At 71.1% G+C, this 581-nt stretch carries 1 protein-coding gene; it reads right to left on the bottom strand.

Annotation, left to right across the window (positions count from 1 at the left end):
• On the bottom strand, positions 1–581 hold a 581-nt coding region (locus tag KDM41_18665), incomplete at both ends, for a polysaccharide biosynthesis C-terminal domain-containing protein (protein ID MCB1185447.1).

Raw genomic sequence — 581 nt, 5'->3', positions numbered from 1 at the left:
ACAGGCCCCAGGCCGGCATCAGTGTGAACATCATCAGGCGGATGGCGATGGTGGCGCCGGCCACGGCCGCGCTGCCGGCCTCGGCCAGGATGCGCATCAGGAAGATCCAGGCCGTCATCGCGACGATCATCTGCCCGATGCCGCCCAGCGAGGTGCGCACGATGTGCCAGAAGGTGGCCGCCTCCAGCCGCCACTGCGCCGCCGTGATGCGCAGGTGCTGGCTGCCGCGCAGCAGGATCCAGGCCTGCATCGCCACGCCGGTGCCGCGGCCGATGACGGTGGCGATGGCCGCGCCTTCCACCCCCATCGCCGGCACCGGCCCCCAGCCGAAGATCAGGATCGGGTCGAGCACGATGTTCAGCGCGTTGGCCACCCACAGCACCCGCATCGCCACCGCGGCGTCGCCGGCGCCGCGGAAGATGGCGTTGCACACGAACAGCAGCATGATCACCACGTTGCTGCCCAGCATCCACTGCAGGTAGCGCACGCCGTGGGTCAGCGTCCAGGCGTCGGCGCCCATCAGCGCCAGCAGTTCGCGCGCCCAGACGATGCCGGCGACGGCGAACGGCAGCGACGCCAGC

The organism is bacterium (assembly GCA_020440705.1).
Lineage (GTDB): Bacteria > Krumholzibacteriota > Krumholzibacteriia > LZORAL124-64-63 > LZORAL124-64-63 > JAGRNP01.
Note: the sequence above shows the minus strand (reverse complement) of the source record. Positions and strands in the feature narration are given on the sequence as shown.